Source organism: Stenotrophomonas sp. PE591, from assembly GCF_018320795.1.
Lineage (GTDB): Bacteria > Pseudomonadota > Gammaproteobacteria > Xanthomonadales > Xanthomonadaceae > Stenotrophomonas > Stenotrophomonas maltophilia.
The window spans coordinates 165,844-181,409 of the sequence record NZ_JAAOKO010000005.1; the positions used below are offsets into that span (position 1 = coordinate 165,844).

14 protein-coding genes are annotated in these 15,566 nt (G+C 64.2%); all 14 read right to left on the minus strand.

Annotated features, from left to right (window positions below; genetic code table 11):
- Positions 1-43: 43 nt before the first annotated feature.
- The 14 genes from JLDANKMP_RS14470 to dnaN all read right to left on the minus strand — a co-directional run bounded on the left by JLDANKMP_RS14470 (position 44) and on the right by dnaN (position 15,311).
- Positions 44-1,135 (minus strand): PA0069 family radical SAM protein, encoded by a 1,092-nt coding sequence (locus tag JLDANKMP_RS14470; protein ID WP_212561482.1) that lies wholly within the window; start codon positions 1,133-1,135, stop codon positions 44-46.
- A 101-nt stretch (positions 1,136-1,236) separates the two neighbouring features.
- A complete protein-coding gene (locus JLDANKMP_RS14475) occupies positions 1,237-1,980 on the minus strand; it encodes a pyridoxine 5'-phosphate synthase (protein WP_212561483.1) in 744 nt (247 codons plus the stop codon).
- Positions 1,981-1,989: 9 nt separating this feature from the next.
- Positions 1,990-2,259: a hypothetical protein gene (locus JLDANKMP_RS14480; RefSeq protein ID WP_012478631.1), complete on the minus strand. Its 270-nt coding sequence runs from the start codon at positions 2,257-2,259 to the stop codon at positions 1,990-1,992.
- Positions 2,260-2,299: 40 nt separating this feature from the next.
- Positions 2,300-3,760, minus strand: a complete 1,461-nt coding sequence (gene cls, locus JLDANKMP_RS14485) for a cardiolipin synthase (RefSeq protein ID WP_212561484.1) — start codon at positions 3,758-3,760, stop codon at positions 2,300-2,302.
- Between the two features lie 103 nt (positions 3,761-3,863).
- A complete protein-coding gene (locus JLDANKMP_RS14490; protein WP_005411740.1) occupies positions 3,864-4,277 on the minus strand; it encodes a biopolymer transporter ExbD in 414 nt (137 codons plus the stop codon).
- A gap of 3 nt (positions 4,278-4,280) precedes the next feature.
- A complete protein-coding gene (locus JLDANKMP_RS14495) occupies positions 4,281-4,706 on the minus strand; it encodes a biopolymer transporter ExbD (RefSeq protein WP_005411739.1) in 426 nt (141 codons plus the stop codon).
- A gap of 62 nt (positions 4,707-4,768) precedes the next feature.
- Positions 4,769-5,530 (minus strand): TonB-system energizer ExbB, encoded by a 762-nt coding sequence (exbB, locus tag JLDANKMP_RS14500; RefSeq protein ID WP_005411738.1) that lies wholly within the window; start codon positions 5,528-5,530, stop codon positions 4,769-4,771.
- 94 nt (positions 5,531-5,624) lie between these two features.
- The gene (locus tag JLDANKMP_RS14505; RefSeq protein ID WP_169449073.1) at positions 5,625-6,182 is read right to left on the minus strand and encodes an energy transducer TonB; all 558 of its coding nucleotides are present in this window, start codon (positions 6,180-6,182) and stop codon (positions 5,625-5,627) included.
- A 254-nt stretch (positions 6,183-6,436) separates the two neighbouring features.
- Positions 6,437-7,624, minus strand: a complete 1,188-nt coding sequence (locus JLDANKMP_RS14510; protein WP_212561485.1) for a tetratricopeptide repeat protein — start codon at positions 7,622-7,624, stop codon at positions 6,437-6,439.
- 132 nt (positions 7,625-7,756) lie between these two features.
- Positions 7,757-8,563 (minus strand): M48 family metallopeptidase, encoded by an 807-nt coding sequence (locus JLDANKMP_RS14515; protein WP_005411735.1) that lies wholly within the window; start codon positions 8,561-8,563, stop codon positions 7,757-7,759.
- A 71-nt stretch (positions 8,564-8,634) separates the two neighbouring features.
- A complete protein-coding gene (locus JLDANKMP_RS14520; protein WP_033833516.1) occupies positions 8,635-9,480 on the minus strand; it encodes a CPBP family intramembrane glutamic endopeptidase in 846 nt (281 codons plus the stop codon).
- Positions 9,481-9,547: 67 nt separating this feature from the next.
- Complete coding sequence (gene gyrB / locus JLDANKMP_RS14525) at positions 9,548-12,007, minus strand: DNA topoisomerase (ATP-hydrolyzing) subunit B (protein ID WP_005411733.1); 2,460 nt, start codon at positions 12,005-12,007, stop codon at positions 9,548-9,550.
- Between the two features lie 112 nt (positions 12,008-12,119).
- Complete coding sequence (gene recF / locus JLDANKMP_RS14530) at positions 12,120-13,214, minus strand: DNA replication/repair protein RecF (RefSeq protein WP_012478628.1); 1,095 nt, start codon at positions 13,212-13,214, stop codon at positions 12,120-12,122.
- 996 nt (positions 13,215-14,210) lie between these two features.
- Positions 14,211-15,311 (minus strand): DNA polymerase III subunit beta, encoded by a 1,101-nt coding sequence (gene dnaN / locus JLDANKMP_RS14535; protein ID WP_005411731.1) that lies wholly within the window; start codon positions 15,309-15,311, stop codon positions 14,211-14,213.
- Between the last annotated feature and the right edge of the window lie 255 nt (positions 15,312-15,566).

Below are 15,566 nucleotides of genomic sequence, written 5' to 3' on the forward strand. Positions count from 1 at the left end.
CGTCGGCCTCGGTGTAGAGTTGAGCCATGCTCGACTGATGGACTCAGAACAACGACCCCTGCGGCGATTCCTTGCGCGGCGGCAACGGCTTCTGGAACCGGCTGCAATCCAGCTTCGGCCAATGGCTGTTCTGCGCATTGAAGCCGAGACGCTTTCGCGCCAGCTTGAAGCGGTTGTTCAACAGATCGGCATACACGCCCTGGCCACGCATGCGGGTGCCGAACTGGCTGTCGTAGTCCTTGCCGCCGCGCAGCTGCTGGATGGTACTCATCACATGTGCGGCGCGATCTGGATGATGGGTGTCCAGCCAGTCGCGGAACAGCGGCGCCACTTCCAGCGGCAGGCGCAGCAGCACGTAGCCTGCGGTGCTGGCGCCAGCATCGTGCGCGGCCTCCAGCACGGCTTCCAGTTCGCTGTCGTTGATCCACGGGATCACCGGCGCCACCATCACACCCACCGGAATGCCCGCTTCATGCAGGCGCTTCATCGCACGCAGCCGTGCATGCGGCGCCGACGCGCGTGGCTCCAGCTTTGCGGAGAGATGCGGGTCCAGCGAGGTCACCGAGAAATGCACGCTGACCAGGTTCTCCGCCGCCAGCGGTGCGAGCAGATCGATGTCACGTTCGACCAGTGCGTTCTTGGTGATCAGCGAGAACGGATGCCTGGTTTCCAGCATCACTTCGATCAGCTGGCGGGTGAGCTTGAACTTGCGTTCGATCGGCTGGTACGCATCGGTGTTGATGCCCAGCGCGATCGGTTGCGGCACGTAACCCGGCTTCGACAACTCCTTGCGCAGCAGCTGCGGCGCATTGGTCTTGGCGAACAGCTTGGTCTCGAAGTCCAGGCCTGGCGACAGGTTCAGATAGGCGTGCGAGGGGCGCGCGAAGCAGTAGGAGCAGCCATGCTCACAACCGCGGTACGGATTCACCGATTGGCTGAAGCCGACGTCCGGTGAGGTGTTGCGGCTGATGATGCTGCGTGCGGTCTCGGCACGTACTTCAGTGCGCAGACGTGGGGCGAGGAATTCCTCGCTCTCATCGACCGCCCAGCCGTCGTCCACCGCCTCGCTGACGGTGCTTTCAAAGCGCCCGGCAAGGTGGGACGTGGAACCTCGGCCCTTGATCGCGATACCCATTGCGGCAGGTTACGCCGCAGCCGTCTCAATGGCTGCGACGGCTGCCTGAAGGGTTCAGCGCGGTGCTGCGTCGAGCATGGCTCAACGCTACAGGGGAGCGGTCAGAGCAACGCCAGGTACCCGCGCACGGTGGCATCCAGCCCGTCATACAGCGCCTCACCGATCAGCGCGTGACCGATCGACACCTCCAGCACGTCCGGCACGTGGGCCAGGAAATCGCGCAGGTTATCCTGCGACAGGTCGTGCCCGGCGTTGACGCCCAGGCCCACCGCCTGCGCCCGCCGCGCCGCAGTGGCGAACAGTTCCAGCATCGCCGCAGCGTCGCCGGCCGCGTGTGCTTCGGCGTAGGGGCCGGTATACAGCTCGACACGATCTGCACCGACGTCGGCCGCCTGCTCCAGCAGTGGGTTGCCAGCATCGACGAACAGGCTGACCCGGCAGCCCATCGCCTTCAGTTCGGCGATCAGTGGTCGCAGCCGCTCGGCATCCCGCTCGAAGTCGAAGCCATGGTCGGAGGTGATCTGTCCATCGCCATCCGGCACCAGCGTCGCCTGCGCCGGGCGGATCTGCGCGCACAGCGGCAGCAGGCCTGGGTAGCCCTCGCGCGGCGGCGCGAATGGATTGCCTTCGATGTTGAATTCCACGCCACGCGCGCGGGTCAGCGTGGACAGCGCCAGCACGTCCTCGGCGGTGATATGGCGGCGGTCCGGCCGCGGGTGCACGGTGATGCCATGTGCACCGGCATCCAGGCAGGCCTGGGCGGCGCGCACCACGTCCGGTTCGGCGCCGCCGCGCGAATTGCGCAGGACGGCGATCTTGTTGACGTTGACGCTGAGCTGGGTCATGGAACGGAACTACTTGGAAAGAGGGGACGGATCGTGGTCGTTGGCGTCGGCATTGCGGCGGGCCTGGGCCTGCTCGCGCAGGCGGCGCAGCTCCTCGGCATCGACAAGGGTGGCAGGGTCGCGCTGAAGGTCGCCGAAGCGGGCAACATAGCGACCGCGCACCCAGGCCAGCAGGAAGGCGAGGGCGGCCAGCAGGCACAGGGTCATCAATGCGGCGCTGGGGGTCTTCAGGGCGAAGGCGAAACAGCCCAGCGCCAGCAGCAGGTACAACCAGTACATAGTCGGGCTCCCCGGATGATCGCCGCAGTGTAGCGCTGCGTCAGAGCAGCGGCGAGGCCAGCCGGGCGAAGGCCTCGGGCAGGCGGTGCAGCCACAGCGAACGGCCAGCCTGGTCGTGCACGCGGGTGGCGCGGTCGAACTCTCCCTGCAGCAGCCCGGCCAGAGCGGCGACGCGGTCACGGTCGCTGATCATCATCGACAGCTCGAAGTTCAGGCGGAAGCTGCGGTGGTCGAAGTTGGCGCTGCCGACGATGCAGACATCGTCGTCGGCGATGAAAGCCTTGGTATGCAGCATGCGCGGGCCGTACTCGTAGATCTTCACCCCGGCGTGCAGCAGTTCGTCGAAATAGGAGCGCGCGGCCTGGGTGACAAACCAGGAGTCGCTCATCTTCGGCACCAGCAGGCGCACGTCCAGTCCACCCAGTGCCGCCGAAGTCAGCGCCATCCGCGCCGCTTCGCCCGGCACGAAGTAGGGCGTCACCAGCCACACGCGCTCGTGTGCTTCCTGGATGGCCGCCACGTGCAGGCGGTGGATCGTTTCCCAGCCCGAGTCCGGGCCGGAGACCAGCACCTGGGCGTTGATCGCACCATCGCCGCGCAGCGGCATGTCGGCCGGCCACAGACGGGCAATGTCCATGCGCGAGGGATCCTGGCCACTGGCATAGAGCCAGTCCTCGGCGAACACCAGCTGCAGGCTTCGCACGACGTGGCCGCGGATGCGCATGTGCAGGTCGCGGTAGGCGTTCGGCTTGCGGCTCTCGTCTTCATCGTCGGTGATATTGATGCCACCGGTGAAGGCCAGCCGGCCATCGACGATCACCAGCTTGCGGTGCGTACGCAGGTTCAACCACGGCCGCTTGAACGGCTTCAGCAGCTGCCGCGGATGGAACCAGACCGCCTCGCCACCGGCATCCATCAGGGGCTGCAGGAAGCGGCGAGGCAGGGCGGAAGAACCCACTGCATCCAGCAGCAGGCGCACCTGCACGCCGGCACGGGCGCGCTCGACCAGGGCGTCGCGCAGGGCGGTGCCGGCATGGTCCGGATTGAAGATGTAGTACTCCAGGTGCACGTGATCGCGAGCCTGTGCCACCGCTTCCAATAGAGCGGCGTAGGTAGCGGCACCATCCACCAGCCAGGTCACTTCGGTCGCGCTGCTCGGCGCCAGGCCCGTGGTGGCCTGCGCGATCTTGGCCAGCTCGGTGCAGTCGGCATCCGGTGGGCAGACATCGCTGTAGTGCTCCATGCCCGAACGTGCGCGTCCGCGGCGCAGCCGTTGCCGCTTCACCTTCTGCGGGCCCAGCAGGTAGTAGATGAACAAGCCGAGGTAGGGCAGCAGCGCCAACGACAGGATCCAGCTCAGCGTGGCGACCGGCTCACGCTTCTGCAGCATGATCCAGCCCGCCAGCGCGAACAGATACAGCAGGTAGGCCACCGCCAGGATCGAGCCAAGGTGGGCGATGCCGTCGAGCCAATGACGCAGGGAGTCGAAGAGGGCGAGCATCCGCCGATCATAGCGGTCCAGGCCGGCAGGCATAAAAAAAAAACGCCCCTGTCTCCAGGGGCGTCTGCAGTCGCGTCATGACTGTTGTGTTGCGGTGTAGCGATTACTGCTGCACAAAACCGATCTTCTTCATCTGAGCATTCTTCGCGGCGGCCAGAACCTTGGCCATCACGTCGTACTCGGAATCCGGGCTGGCGTCGATGCGCAGTTCCGGCTGGTTGGTCGGGTCACGCTGGACCTCCTGCTCCATCCGCTGCTGCAGCTCGCTGGTATTGATCGGGCTGTTGTTCCACGAGACCTGGTTGCTGGCGTCGATCTTCAGTTCGATCGGCGGCGGCGGTTCGACCAGCTGCGGCGGTGGGTTGAGCACGCGCTGCGGCAGGTCGACGGCGATCGGGTACGTCATGATCGGCGCGGTCACGATGAAGATGATCAGCAGAACCAGCATCACGTCCACGAGGGGCGTGACGTTGATGTCTGCCATGGGGCCCTTGCCACCACCACTACTGAATGCCATGGCTTATTGCCCCTTTTCTTTGGTCGCGACGAAGCCGACGTCCAGCATGCCCTGCTCCTGCGCGACCTTGGTCAGGTCGTTGATGACGCGCATCTTGGTGGTGCGGTCACCACGCAGGTTCAGCGGCGGCTGCGGGGTCTGCTGGGCGGCGGTCGCCAAGCGCGACTCGAGAGTCTGCTTGTTGATTTCTTCGTCGTTCCAGTAGATCGAGCCGTCTTCCTTGACTGCCAGGGTGATCGGTCCGGAACGCTTTTCAGCGTCTTCCGGCTTCTGGATCAGGTTGGCTTCCGGCAGATCCACCTTGACCTTGTGGGACATCAGGGGCGCCGTGATGATGAAGATGATCAGCAGCACCAGCATCACGTCCACGAGGGGCGTAACGTTGATGTCGGCCATGGGGCCGCCGCTGTTACCACTACTGAAAGCCATAACGGGCTCCGTCTAGATCTTGGTGACTACTTACGTTCGTCGCTGGGTGACGCGCGCCGCAATTAGCGGACGCGCGAGCCGGTGGCGAAGAAGTCGTGCAGGTCGTGCGCGAAGGTATCGAACTTGCTGATGGTCGCGCTGTTGATCTTGCTGAAGAAGTTGAAGGCGAACACGGCCGGGATCGCGACGAACAGACCGATCGCGGTCATGATCAGCGCTTCACCCACCGGGCCGGCAACGGCGTCGATCGAAGCGGAGCCGGTGGCACCGATCTTGATCAGGGCGCCGTAGATGCCCCACACGGTACCCAGCAGACCGACGAACGGAGCGGTCGCGCCGACGGTGGCCAGCAGGGTCATGCCCGACTGCAGCTTGTTGCTTTCGCGGGTGACGGCCTGACGCAGGGCGCGGTCGACGAACTCCGAACGGCTCAGGTTCTCACCCACGCCGCCGGTGGCGCCGCCTTCAGCGCGCTGGTGGTGCGCAGCAGCCTGGGCAGCGTCCAGGGCGATCTTCGAGAACGGCTCCGAAGCCGGCTGCTCTTCCATGGCACGGATGGCGTCCTGCGCGTTCGGGGTATCCCAGAACAGGCTGACGACGCGATCAGCAGCGCTCTTCAGGCGGGTCGCACGGAAGATGTTGATGACGGTCCAGTACCAGGACATGGCCGACATGGCGATCAGGGTCAGCAGCACGACCCAGGAAACCGCGAAATCACCCGGCTTGGTGGTCATTTCGTGGATCAGGTGCTCGAAGCCCATCTGCGACAGGGCGTTGGACGGATTGCCCCCGGCAGCAGCGGCGATGAAAATTTCCTGCAGCATGACGCTTACCTTTGTTGTGTGTGGTGATAAAGGGTGTAGCTAAGCTAAACAATCGAACCGGGAGCGGGGGTGGCCATGCGGCCACCCGGGCGCATCAGTTCAGCGCAAAGTTGACCGGGACGCGAACGCGACCTGCCGCCTTCTTACCGCCAGATTCAGCGGCGTTGAAGCGCCACTTGCGAGCCGCTTCCATCGCGGCACGGTCCAGGTCGCGGTTACGGCTGGACTTTTCCACCGTGACATTGGTGACGTTGCCGTTGGCATCGACATCAATGATCAGGATCACTTCGCCCTGGATACCCGCGCGGAAGGCGGCCGGCGGGTAGCGCGGCGGATTCATGGCCTTCGACGAGATGTCCACGCTGGCCTCGATCGAGGTCGCAGGTGCCGGCGGCGCGGGGGGCGACGGCGGGGTGACGATATCGCTCGGGCGCGGCTCCGGCACGTCCACGACCGGCGCCTGCGGCGGCGGCGGGACCGGCGACGGCTTCGGCGGCGACAGATTCTTCACCGGCGGCGGCGGAGTATCGGTCGGCGGCGGCGGCGGCGGCGGCGGGGGCGGCGGCGGCGGCGCATCGACGATGGTCACCATGACGTTGCGCTCCTTCTCAGCCACGGCCTTGGGAGCCACGGCGGGAATGAGGAGCATCATGAAGGCGGCCAGATGCAGGGCAATTACAAACGCGATGCCGACGATGCGAGGCCAGCTCAGCCCCTTGTCATCGGGTTGTTCGTACCGGTGAACGACTAGTTGTTCCGTCATGCGCCAAGAGCTCAATAGTGGGGCCGGGATGCCGGGGGCGGAATCCCTGATCAGCGGTGCATGACACCGCAGGAACCTCCAAGCTTATACCAATCCTGAGCGCCTGCGCATCAACTGGGCAGGCATTCAGGCGTTATTCCTACTTACTTCAGGTTGATGATTTTCTTGGCATCAGCCTGGTTCTTCACACCCTTCGCCAACGCCTGCTGGGCGGCCTGCTTGGCCTCCGGGATGCGACCTTCGGCATGCAGGACGCGTGCCAGGTTCAGGTAGGTCTCACCGTCCTTGGACAGCGGGGCAGCCTTCTGCCACGCATCGATCGCCTGCGGCACCTGGTCGGAGTAGTAGTAGGACTGGGCCAGCGCCAGGTAAACCTGGTAGTCCGGCTTCAGGATGCCCTTCTGCAACCCTTCGTTGATGACCGCGATGACGTCCTTTTCCTTTTTGTCGGTGTTGGCATAGATGGAGTACAGCTGCTTGTACTCGCGCTCTTCGGTGAGCTGGCCGCTGCTGCGCAGCTTGTCCATCACCGCGGCCGCCTTGTCCATCTGGTCGGCCAGCATGTACATGCTGGCCAGGTTCAGCTGGGCCTTCTTGTCGTTCGGGTTCTTGGCGGCCAGCGCCTCGGCTTCCTTGACCGCTTCGCCGGACTGGCCGGCTTCGGACAGGGCCGCCATCAGCAGCTGGTTCCAGTTGTCCTTCGGTTCGGCGGAGCCGGCGATGGCCTGCTTCAGCACCGGAATCGCTTCCTGGTAGCGCTCCAGCTGGTACAGCGCCTGGCCCTTGGCGATCAGTTCTTCCGGCTTGGTCGACTTGCTCTCGGCGAAGTACTTGTCGAGGGTTGCCAGGCCTTCGGCTGTCTGGTCTTCCTGCAGCTGCAACTGGCCCAGCATCAGCATCGACTGGAAGTGGCCGTTGTTGTCCAGGCCGTTGAACTGCAGGACCTGCTTCAGGTAGGCGATGGCAGCCGGGGCGTCATCGGTCTGGTAGGCAGCCTGCGAGGCCAGCTGCGCGGCCAGCGACTTGTCGTACTCGTTCGCGGCGCTGTCAGCCAGGATGGCGTCGGCCTGGGTGCGGGTTTCCGGGAACTTTTCCTTGTTGTAGCTGTCGATCATTTTCTGCAGCTTGCTGCCCATCTTGGCCGAAGCCTTGACCGTCGGCTCCTGGCGGGTCGCGTTCGGGTACAGCGCCTCGGCCTTGGCCTGCTTGCCGCCACGGTTTCCGCGCTCGGAGGAACGCGAGGACTGCGCGAAGGCATCGGTGACCACGGCGCCGGTCAGGGCGGTCGCGACGAGGACGGAAAGCACAGCTTTGTGGTTACGGAAAATCATCGTTCACCTCGATCGAACCGCCGGTTAGCGGCAAAGTCGGACTGTCAGAAAAATCTGAGCCGCCAAACGTATCAGAAACAGATGGCGTGAGAAATCGTTTTATGTGCTGCAATACAGCATAGAACTGCGCACTCATCCGCACTTTGGCCGTAGCCCGGCCGCCTGCGCCTGCTGATAGACCGGCGTCAGGCCCGGGGCATCACGTCGCAGTTCCTGGATCCGGTTGGCCGGATCCGGGTGGGTGGACAGCCATTGCGGGCTGCGACCGCCGCTGGCGGCCATCATGTTCTGCCACAGGTCGACCGCCTGCGCCGGATTGAATCCGGCCTGGGCCATCAGCCGCTGGCCGATCACGTCAGCCTCGCTTTCCTGCGTCCGCGAGCCCGGCAGCAGGAAGGCGGTCTGCGCGCCCATGCCGCCGAGCTGGTTGACGGTGCTGGCAGCACCTTCGCCGTAGGCTGCGCCAGCCAGCGCGCCGAGCACGGCCAGCCCGGTCTGTGCGCCCATCTGGCGGGTGATCCGCTCTTCGTGGTGGCGGGCGATGACATGGCCGATTTCATGGCCGATCACGGCAGCCAGCTGATCCTGGTTCTTGGCCACGGTGAAGATGCCGGTGTTCACGCCGACCTTGCCGCCGGGCAGGGCGAAGGCGTTGGGCTCCTTGTCGACGAATACCGCCGTCTCCCACCGTACGCCACGGTATTGAGCTGGCAGCTGCGCGACCAGGGCGTTGACCACGCACTGCACGTAACCGTTCTGGCGGCCGTCGGTGCTGATCTTTTCCTTCTGCTTGGTTTCGGCGAACGCCTGCGCGCCGAGCTGGTCCAGCTGCGCCTGCGAGACGCCGCCCACCATCTGCCGGCGACCGGTAGGGGAGGTGGTGGTCGCGCAGGCGCTGACCAGGGTAGTGATGACAAGGGCCAGCAGCAGTTGTTTCATGGAAACTCCCCCGTGTTCATATGCGGAGTGTGTAGCGTAGCGGCTTAATCTTTCGTCAAGCGGACGCGGCGTTACGTTGACCCCAGGAACACCATCGCGGCAAGGGCGACCGCATTGTTCAGCGCGTGGGCGGTGATCGCCGCCCACAACGTGCCGGTGCGCCGGTAGAGCCAGCAGAACGCGGCTCCCATGCCACCATAGACCAGCCACAGCTGTGCGATTTCGGCCGGGCCATTGGCACTGGTGCCAGGGATCTCATGGATCAGGGCAAACGCGAGGCTGCTCAGTACCACGCCCAACCCAGGCCGCCCGGCCTGCCACAGGCGGCCAAACAGCACGCGGCGGAACAGCAGTTCCTCGTAGGCCGGCGCCAGGACCACCGCGAACAGCACCAGGAACAACGGGAAACGTGCGATCGCGCTCTGCATCAGCGCCAGATTGGTGGGGACCGGCTCGACGCCGACCTGCTTGGCCAGGAAGGCGATGCCGTTGCTGCCGAGCACGATCAGGGTCGCCACCAGCAGGGTCCAGCCCCAGGTGGAGGGGCGGCGCAGCGCCTGGCGCGAGGCGTGGCGCTCGGCGGCGTTGGCCGGCCGTCGCCAGAAGTACAGCAGCAACGCGGCGCCACCGGTGGCGAACAGTGCCATGAGAATCTGCGCAAGCGCGCCGGGCTGGCCCAGTGACGCCGCGACCGAACTGGCGTCGGGTGCGCCAGCGCCAGCCTGCGCGTTCGCGTAACCAACCACCACGCCACGGTACAGGCCCCACAGCAGGCCGCTGACCAGGCTCAGGCCGAACAGGGTGACAGCGGCAATGCCCAGGTCGATGAAGAACCCCGCCAACGGCGAAACGGCACGCGGCGCGGCAGAAGCCGGCGGAACCGGGGGCGGAGCGGAAACCGGGGCGGATGCTGACATCAGGTACCTGTGTTCAAGAGTCGAAGGCCGGCGCGCCTCCCCGCGCGCCGGCCGTGTCCCGATTGTGTCAGATATCCAGGTTTGCGACCTTCAGCGCGTTGTCTTCGATGAAATCTCGACGCGGTTCGACGACATCGCCCATCAGGGTGCTGAAGATCTGGTCAGCTGCGACAGCGTCCTCGATACGCACCTGCAGCAGTCGGCGGGTTTCCGGGTTCACCGTGGTGTCCCACAGCTGCTCCGGATTCATTTCACCCAGACCCTTGAATCGCTGGATCTGGCGGCCGCGCTTGGCCTCCTCGAGCAGCCAGTTCTGTGCCTTGGCAAAGCTGTCGACTTCGATCGACTTGGCACCGCGGGAAATGGTCGCGCCTTCGCGGACCAGACCGTGCAGCAGCTTCGATGCCTGGTGGATCGCGCGCAGTTCGCCGCTTTCGAAGGCCGACATCGGCAGCACCTGGATGTGCTGTTCGCCCATGTGGCGACGGGTCACCAGCACAGCGGCCGGGCGCTCGTCGTTGGCTTCCTGCAGTTCCAGCGTGAAACGCGGGCTGCCCAGGCTGCCCTGGTTGAGGCGCTTGGCCAGTGCATCCAGACCCTCGCCTTCGCCGGCAGCGCGCAGGCTTTCCAGGTCCATCGGCACGAAATCGACCAGCGCTTCAAGCAGGTTGCGGTCGTAGCGATGTGCGTTGCGCTCGATCGAATCCAGCGCGGCCGCGTAGGCCAGCAGCAGCTTCTCCAGCGCAAGGCCTTCGATGCCGGGCTCGCCGGTGGCCGGCACCAGCGCAGCGTTTTCCACCGCGCTGCTGGCCAGGTAGCTGTCCAGCGCCGGGTCGTCCTTCAGGTACAGCTCCTGCTTGCCCTGCTTGATCTTGTACAGCGGCGGCAGGCCGATGTAGACGTAACCGCGCTCGATCAGCTCCGGCATCTGACGGTAGAAGAACGTCAGCAGCAGGGTGCGGATGTGGGCGCCGTCGACGTCGGCGTCGGTCATGATGATGATCTTGTGGTAGCGCAGCTTGTCCGGGTTGTACTCGTCACGGCCGATGCCGGTGCCCAGCGCCGTGATCAGCGTGCCGACCTGGTCGGAAGACAGCATGCGGTCGAAACGCGCGCGTTCCACGTTGAGGATCTTGCCGCGCAGCGGCAGCACCGCCTGGTTCTTGCGGTTGCGGCCCTGCTTGGCCGAGCCACCTGCCGAGTCACCCTCGACGATGAACAGTTCGGACAGCGCCGGATCCTTTTCCTGGCAGTCGGCCAGCTTGCCCGGCAGGCCGGCGATATCCAGCGCGCCCTTGCGGCGGGTCAGGTCGCGGGCCTTTCGCGCCGCTTCACGTGCGCGCGCGGCGTCGACGATCTTGCCGGCGATCGCCTTGGCTTCGTTCGGGTTCTCCTGCAGGAACTCTTCCAGGCGCGCACCGAAGGCGTTTTCCACCGCCGGACGCACGTCGGAGCTGACCAGCTTTTCCTTGGTCTGGCTGGAGAAGCTCGGGTCCGGAACCTTCACCGACAGCACCGCGATCATGCCTTCTCGCATGTCGTCGCCGGTCAGGTTGATCTTGGCCTGCTTGGCGATGCCGTTCTGCTCGATGTAGTTGTTGAGCACACGGGTCAGCGCACCGCGGAAACCGGCCAGGTGGGTACCGCCGTCCTTCTGCGGAATGTTGTTGGTGAAGCAGTACATCGTCTCCTGATAGGAGTCGGTCCACTGCAGCGCCACATCCACGACGATGCCGTTGTGCTCGCCGGTGACTGAAATGACGTTCGGGTGCAGCGGCGTCTTCAGCTGGGCCAGATGCTCCACGAAGCTGCGGATGCCACCCTCGTAGTGGAAGTCATCGCGACGGCCGTCGCCACGCTCGTCGGCAAGGACGATCTTGACGCCGGAGTTCAGGAACGACAGTTCGCGCAGGCGGCGGGCCAGGATGTCGTAGTGGAACTCCACGTTGTCGTGGAAGGCGACGGTGGACGGCCAGAAGCGCACGGTAGTGCCGCGCTTGGTGGTGGTTTCCAGCTTGGCCAGCGCGGTCACTGCGGCGCCGTTGCTGAATTCCTGCTGGTAGTGGAAGCCGTTCTGGAACACGTCCACCAGCAGCTTCTGCGACAGCGCGTTGACCACGCTGACGCCGACGCCATGCAGGCCGCCCGAAACCTTGTAGCTGTTGTCGTCGAACTTGCCGCCTGCGTGCAGGACGGTCATGACGACTTCGGCTGCAGACACTTCGCGACCGAGCTTGGCACTCATCTGCTCGTGCTTGCCAGTCGGGATACCACGGCCGTTGTCGGACACCGAGACCGAACCGTCGGCGTGGATCGTCACCGCAACGTGGTCGGCGTGGCCGGCCAGCGCTTCGTCGATCGAGTTGTCGACGACCTCAAACACCATGTGGTGCAGACCGGTGCCGTCATGCACGTCACCGATGTACATGCCGGGACGCTTGCGGACAGCCTCCAGGCCTTCCAGGGCGGTAATGCTGTTGGCGTCGTAATTGCCGTTGTTTGCCGGGGTGTTCTGTTCGTCGCTCATTGCGCTTGCCGTAGGCTCCGCAGGTCGGCCACCGCTTGGAGCGATGTGCCGAGAATGAAAGGATTCCAACCCGAATTATACCAGCCGGGGTCGAGCGGCCCTGGTGTGCCCACTATGGCACAGCCACGATCTGTGCATGTTCCACGTGGAACCGGGCGATGTGGGTCAGGTCCAGCAGTGCCGCCGGGGTTTCGGTAGCGGTGATGAAGATCTGTGCCGGCCCATTGAGCAGGCGCTCCAGCACCCGCGCCTGATGGGTGCGATCCAGCTCCGAGGCCAGATCGTCCAGCGCGATCACAGGCCATTCGCCGCGTTGTTCTGCATAGTCCTCGGCCTGCGCCAGCAGGCAGGCCAATGCCGTCAGCTTGGCCTGACCACGGGACAACGCATCACGCCCCGGAATGCTGTGGAAATCCACACTCCAGTCTGCCCGGTGTGGGCCGACCGAGGTATAGCCGGCCTGCCGGTCGCGTTCCCGGGCCAGAAGCAGGGCATCGGCCAAGGGAAGCTCATGCCGCCGCCAACCGGGGCTCAGTTCAAGCCCCTGGATGCCGAGTTGCGGAGCCAGGCTGGCGGCCAAGGCCACCGTGCGCTGCTGCAGACGCTCCAGGTAGTGCTGACGGCGGCTGGTCAGCGGTTCCCCGGCCTCGGCCAGCTCGTGATCCCAGGTATCGAGCATCCGCGACGGCCCGCCCTGCTTGAGCAGAGCATTGCGCTGCTTCAGCGCCCGGGAATAGCGGCGCCACAGGGAGAGAAAATCCGGTTCCACGTGGAACAAGCCCCAATCGAGGAAGCGACGGCGAGGTTCGCCACCCCCACTGACCAGTGCATGGCTCCCCGGCTCGAACGTCACCACGGCCAGCGCTGCGCAGAGATTGCCCAGCTGCGCGACATCCTCCCCGTCCAATCGCCCCTTCCAGTCCTGGCCACTGTGGCGCAGCCCGGCCTTTCGGCGGTGCGGCGGGTGATCGGCACGCTGTTCGTCCCATTCCACGAAGATTTCCAGCGCTTCCTGGCCCTGGCGCACCAGACCGTCACGCACCCGGCCACGGAAGCTGCGCCCGTAGGCCATCAGATGCAGGGCTTCGAGCACGCTGGTCTTGCCGGCACCGTTGTCGCCGGTCAGCAGGTTCAATCCCGGCTGGGGCGACAGGTCCACCGCACTGAAGCGACGCAGTTGGTGCAGGGCGAGGCGGCGGATAAGCATGGGGCGCGAAAGACCATCCGCACGAGGCGGTAGTGGGGCAGGGAATCCATCAGCTTACTGCATCGGTCAAGCCAGCCGTGGCGCGCCAGACATCGCCACTGTGCTGAAGCCTCCGCCTGGCAACCCTACGCGTGTTCCACGTGGTGGCGCTCCCTCACCTGGGCTCGCCTGGGTCTGGATATGCCCGGGAATCCTTGAATTCTGAGCGGCGGCGCAGGGTACAGGCCTTCAGATTTCAGCGATTTCAGCCTCATTCCGCGAGCATCGCCAGGTGCCCCCGACGGCGGGTTGCGCGAACAGCGCGCGGATTTCTTGAAATCTACGATGCGATGCCGTGGAGGGTTCCACAGATTTCAAAGAATTCAGACCATTCGTTTCACGCTGTCCACAGCGGGTCTGTATGACTTATACACAAGGTATGGGCAAACTGTGGATAAAAAAGCCCTTGTGCCCGACCTGCGAAACTATCCACAGGTTCCCCCCCAGCCTGAGGGGCCTCTATACAGGGGGTTTCAGCTGCATAAATCTCTTGAAAATCAATTGGATAATGCATTTTTCCACGAAATCTGGGCCTACCATCACCACCATGCTTTAGATTTATACCCAGATTTAGAAGCTAGGCCAGCGCTGATCCGGCCCCAACCAAGCCTGTGGACAGTGACGTCTGCAAGATGAAGCAACCACTGCGATAGCGGATGCGATCCGCTTTATCCATCCGACCAGATCGGGTCACCTGCAATCAGGCTGAAGACCCGGAACTGCGTACTCGATTGAAGTTGGCTGGGCAGCGCCCAGGTCAGCAACCTGGATTCCTGCCGCGCAGGGCCGATTGCATCGGAGGTGGAACCAGGAACAATCGGCAAGCAGCAATCTCGAGCAAGACATTCGCCCAGACCTGGAGATTCCGCGATCCCCGATGCTCCACGTGGAACCTGCAAAAAAAAACGCCCGGGGAGATCCCGGGCGTCCTTCGGTTCCACGTGGAACAGGCTGCTGTCAGAGACGCAGCGGCATCACCACGTGGCGCGACTTCTCGCTGCTGGATTCACGAACCAGCGCAGAAGAGTTGGAATCGCGCAGCTGGATGATGACCTCCTCATCGCGCAGCGCGGAGAGGGCGTCCAGCAGGTAGTTCACGTTGAAGCCAATGGCCAGATCACTGACCGTGGTGTCGGCTTCGATCTCTTCCTGGGCTTCTTCCTGTTCCGGATTGTGCGCGCTGATCTTCAGGTTGCCCGGCGAGACTTCCACGCGGATGCCGCGGTACTTCTCGTTGGACAGGATCGCGGCGCGCTGCAGCGAGGCACGCAGTGCTTCACGATCAACCTTCACTTCGCGGTCGGCACCGATCGGAATCACCGCTTCGTAATCCGGGAAACGACCGTCGATCAGCTTCGAGGTGAAGGTGACATCGTCGCGCTTGACGCGCACGTGGCTACGGCCGACTTCCAGTTCGATCTCGCGATCGCCGCTCTCCAGCAGGCGCTGTAGTTCGGTCACGCCCTTGCGCGGCACGATGATCTGGCGCTTGGAACCGCTGGGCTTGGCCAGATCGGTTTCACACAGCGCCAGGCGATGGCCGTCGGTGGCGACCGTGCGCAGCGCATCGCCGCGCAGGTCGAACAGCAGGCCGTTGAGGTAGTAGCGCACGTCCTGCTGGGCCATCGCGAACGCAGTGCGCTCGATCAGTTCCTTCAGGGTTGCTTCGCCGATCGCCACGCGCTCGGTGGCTTCCACTTCGTCCACCGACGGGAAGTCGTTGGAGGGCAGGGTGGCCAGGGTGAAGCGGCTGCGGCCGGCCTGCACGGTGATCTTGTCACCGGTCTGCGAGACGGTAATCCGGCTGCCGTCGGGCAGGGCGCGGATGATCTCGAACAGCTTGCGGGCGGGAATGGTGGTTTCGCCGTCCTGGGCATCTTCAACCGCGATCCGCGACACCATCTCCACTTCCAGGTCGGTACCGGTCAGCGACAGCTGGCCGTTCTGCACCTGGACCAGGAAATTGGCCAGAACCGGAAGGGTCTGGCGGCGTTCGACCACGTTGACGACCTGTGCCAACGGCTTGAGAAAGGCTTCGCGCTGCAGTGTGAAACGCATGTGGTTCCGTGCCCCTATGCTTTAAAAAATGTGGAATAAATCAAAAGCTTGGTGGTGCTGGTAGAGACAGAATCGCTGGAAAACAACGCTAAGTCTTTGTAAATAAAAGGATTTCAGGCTTCGAAACCCTCTGTATTACCGACCCCCAGGGGGTGGGGAAAGCTGTGGATAAAACCGACGCGATTTCAAACGCCATTTTTATCCACAACGTGTCCCGCGCTTGCTACCGGATTCTGCACCGTTTTGTGCGATGAC

Excerpts from the sequence above, each read along its gene's own strand:
- JLDANKMP_RS14470 (WP_212561482.1), bottom strand. The coding sequence starts at position 1,135 with ATGGGTATCGCGATCAAGGGCCGAGGTTCCACGTCCCACCTTGCCGGG.
- JLDANKMP_RS14475 (WP_212561483.1), bottom strand. The coding sequence starts at position 1,980 with ATGACCCAGCTCAGCGTCAACGTCAACAAGATCGCCGTCCTGCGCAAT.
- JLDANKMP_RS14480 (WP_012478631.1), bottom strand. The coding sequence starts at position 2,259 with ATGTACTGGTTGTACCTGCTGCTGGCGCTGGGCTGTTTCGCCTTCGCC.
- cls (WP_212561484.1), bottom strand. The coding sequence starts at position 3,760 with ATGCTCGCCCTCTTCGACTCCCTGCGTCATTGGCTCGACGGCATCGCC.
- JLDANKMP_RS14490 (WP_005411740.1), bottom strand. The coding sequence starts at position 4,277 with ATGGCATTCAGTAGTGGTGGTGGCAAGGGCCCCATGGCAGACATCAAC.
- JLDANKMP_RS14495 (WP_005411739.1), bottom strand. The coding sequence starts at position 4,706 with ATGGCTTTCAGTAGTGGTAACAGCGGCGGCCCCATGGCCGACATCAAC.
- exbB (WP_005411738.1), bottom strand. The coding sequence starts at position 5,530 with ATGCTGCAGGAAATTTTCATCGCCGCTGCTGCCGGGGGCAATCCGTCC.
- JLDANKMP_RS14505 (WP_169449073.1), bottom strand. The coding sequence starts at position 6,182 with ATGATGCTCCTCATTCCCGCCGTGGCTCCCAAGGCCGTGGCTGAGAAG.
- JLDANKMP_RS14510 (WP_212561485.1), bottom strand. The coding sequence starts at position 7,624 with ATGATTTTCCGTAACCACAAAGCTGTGCTTTCCGTCCTCGTCGCGACC.
- JLDANKMP_RS14515 (WP_005411735.1), bottom strand. The coding sequence starts at position 8,563 with ATGAAACAACTGCTGCTGGCCCTTGTCATCACTACCCTGGTCAGCGCC.
- JLDANKMP_RS14520 (WP_033833516.1), bottom strand. The coding sequence starts at position 9,480 with ATGTCAGCATCCGCCCCGGTTTCCGCTCCGCCCCCGGTTCCGCCGGCT.
- gyrB (WP_005411733.1), bottom strand. The coding sequence starts at position 12,007 with ATGAGCGACGAACAGAACACCCCGGCAAACAACGGCAATTACGACGCC.
- recF (WP_012478628.1), bottom strand. The coding sequence starts at position 13,214 with ATGCTTATCCGCCGCCTCGCCCTGCACCAACTGCGTCGCTTCAGTGCG.
- dnaN (WP_005411731.1), bottom strand. The coding sequence starts at position 15,311 with ATGCGTTTCACACTGCAGCGCGAAGCCTTTCTCAAGCCGTTGGCACAG.